A 2,557-nucleotide genomic window follows, 5' to 3' on the forward strand; every position below is an offset into this window, starting at 1 on the left:
GTTGCGGGGGAACCGGCGCGGTGACACCCGGAGGCGTCGGCTGGATGGGCTGGCAATTCTGCCGCGGCATCAGCGCGTAGGCGCCGCCGCCGACCGCGAGCGTGCCCATCATCAGCAGCGCGACATGGCTGGAGCGCTTGGAAGGCGGATCCGGCCGCGGCGGCACCGCCGGGACCACCGGCCGCCGCTTGCCAAATTCCGGGTTCGGTTTGCGCGCCATGGTCAGCTCAATGGCTCAGTAGATCATGCAGGCTGCGTTCAGCGCGCCTGCGGCCAGCGAGGACAGCCCGAGCCAGATCGCCGCCGCCATCTCGCCGGACGCGATCCGCGCCGACAGGTTCGGCACCGGGATCTTCACGATGTAATAGACGATGATCTGCACGATCAGCGCGATGATGCTCCAGATCAGGCAGTCCACCACGTTGGCGGAATGGGCGATGGCGCTGACCACCGGCAGCACGAAGCCGAGCAGGCTCAGCCCGAGCGCGATCGCCGCCGCCGGATCGTTGTCGCGGATCAGCTGGAATTCGTCATGCGGGGTGACGCGGGTGTAGACGAAGAGATAGGCGACCACGGCGATCAGCGCCGTGCAGAAATAGACCAGGAACGCCGGCAGGCCGGCGAGGGATTGCAGGATCATGTGATGCGCCCGAACAGCCCTAGATGGTCATCCTATAGCTGATTGGTCGCGGTTCGCGAAGCTTCGGTTCGATCCAGCCTGTGGGCGCCGGTGGCCGCGGACGGCCGCCGCAAAATTGCTGCGCGGGGATGTGAGCCGCTTCACAGCGGCTCCCGCGATAGTCGTCTATACGATATGCAACCAGAAGTGCATGTCGCGAATGGGTTCGGTGATCCCGATGACGACCAGTTTTGGCAACGACATCCTGCCGATGTTTCGACCGGGCGACATCGCCTGCATGACCCCAAAGGGCGTTCGGCTCGGCGACGCCGACTGGATCTGCGACCCGGCCGCTAATGATGACTTCGCCGATCACGCCAATGCACGCCGCGTCTTCGCTGCGCTGTCGTCCGGCTTCATGCCGCCCGGTCACCGATGGTCGCAGGACGCGCTCGATGTCTATGCGAGCTGGATGGGGGACGGATTCCAACCTTGAACCCGATGTGGAGAGCAAGATGAGAAGGTCGATCGACACGCTGCTCGTCTGTGGTCTGCTTGTGCTTCCCGCCATTCCGGCCGCGGCGCAATCGCCGCCGAATCCCGCGATGACCGCGCCGGATCAGGTCGCCTGGCAGCTCTTCATCCAGGCCAACAGCCGCGCCGGCGGCAGCAATTCGACGTTCGAGACCTGGGCGAGCGATACCGATCTGTTCCAGCCCAATCCGCAGTTTCCGGCGGCCGCGACGCCGCCGTCGCTGCGCCCGCCGATCCTGCCGCAGGTGGCGCGGGAAGGCGTTCAGCAGAGCGGCGGATTGCTGCCGGCGCTGCCGCCCGGCGCCGCGCAGGGGCAGATGGAGGAAACGCGTCACAACAAGCCAACGTTCGACTTCATCGTCCAGAACAACCTCTACAAGCTGTCGGGCGTGAAGGCCGCATTCGGCAAGGCGCTGTCGTTTCCGGTCGATTCCATCGAGGTGAAGGGGAATTGGCTGCCGGTCAGCGACATTCCGCAATTCACCAACAACAAGGTGACGGTGGCGCAGGTGCCGCAGCTCTATCACGTCAACAGCGCGGCCGGCGTGCAGTACGCCCTGGTCTCGATGCATGTGATCAGCAAGCAGGTGCCGAACTGGACCTGGGCGACATTCGAGCACCGCTTCAATCCGGGCCGCTGCGACATCATCGGCTGCCGCGATAATTTCGGCGCGCAGACCGCGTTCGTGCCGTCGAACCGGACCGCCGGCCAGGGCTATCCGGATTGCGTGAAGACGGCCGCGCTGACGGCGATGTTGTCGAGCGCGGACATCGATCCGGTCTACAACAACTATTGCCTGAAGGGATCGCAGGTGGATTTCGTCGACAATGTCGGGCTCGACATTAGGGTCGGCAATTCCGTCACCGAGGACGGCTTCGTCGCGACGTCGTCCTGCATCACCTGCCACGGCCGCGCGGCCTTCAGGGCCGACGGCACGCCGTCGTCGCAGGCGGGATTCCTGTCGTTCGGTCCGAATGGCCCGGTTGCTCCGCTCGGGCCGCTGCTGCCCGAATGGTACTGGAAGTTCTCGGGCCAGCCGCCGATCTTCGAAGGCAAACCAGGTCTCACGCGCATCGCGACCGCGGCAGACTTCGTCTGGTCGATCCCGTTCTGCGCCTACGACGATACGCAGAATCCGGCGCAGCCGACGCCATGTAGCGGCAAGTGAGATCGCATCGATGGCGGGCACCTCCGAGCGCAGGGTACCGCTTGCCGGCAGCAACCGCGCCGCGCCTGTCGGTGCGACGCTGGTCGGCGATGTCGATCCCGACGAGCGGATTCCCATCGTGGTTTATGTCAAGCGGCGCACCCCCGACAAGTTTCCGACGGGCAGCGCCGGGGATCTCGCCCGGCTCGCCCGGCCGATCACGCGGCATCAGCTCGCGACGCAGCGCCATCGCAGC

4 protein-coding genes and 1 pseudogene are annotated in these 2,557 nt (G+C 65.6%); 3 read left to right on the forward strand and 2 right to left on the reverse strand.

Annotated features, from left to right (window positions below):
* A pseudogene (locus H8B02_RS46780) lies at positions 1-220 on the reverse strand (hypothetical protein); the annotation flags it as partial.
* A gap of 15 nt (positions 221-235) precedes the next feature.
* Positions 236-640, reverse strand: coding sequence for a DUF350 domain-containing protein (locus H8B02_RS46785; protein ID WP_024583958.1), 405 nt, complete (start codon positions 638-640; stop codon positions 236-238).
* A 217-nt stretch (positions 641-857) separates the two neighbouring features.
* On the opposite strand from H8B02_RS46785, the gene H8B02_RS46790 reads away from it, so the two are divergent.
* From H8B02_RS46790 to H8B02_RS46800, 3 genes are all read left to right on the forward strand, one after another.
* Complete coding sequence (locus H8B02_RS46790; RefSeq protein WP_092116416.1) at positions 858-1,115, forward strand: hypothetical protein; 258 nt, start codon at positions 858-860, stop codon at positions 1,113-1,115.
* Between the two features lie 19 nt (positions 1,116-1,134).
* The gene (locus H8B02_RS46795; RefSeq protein ID WP_229172445.1) at positions 1,135-2,322 is read left to right on the forward strand and encodes a hypothetical protein; all 1,188 of its coding nucleotides are present in this window, start codon (positions 1,135-1,137) and stop codon (positions 2,320-2,322) included.
* Positions 2,323-2,332: 10 nt separating this feature from the next.
* On the forward strand, positions 2,333-2,557 hold a 225-nt coding region (locus H8B02_RS46800; RefSeq protein WP_229172446.1), incomplete at its 3' end, for a hypothetical protein.

The sequence above is a fragment of the Bradyrhizobium altum genome, from assembly GCF_020889705.1.
In the GTDB taxonomy this organism is placed as follows: domain Bacteria; phylum Pseudomonadota; class Alphaproteobacteria; order Rhizobiales; family Xanthobacteraceae; genus Bradyrhizobium; species Bradyrhizobium altum.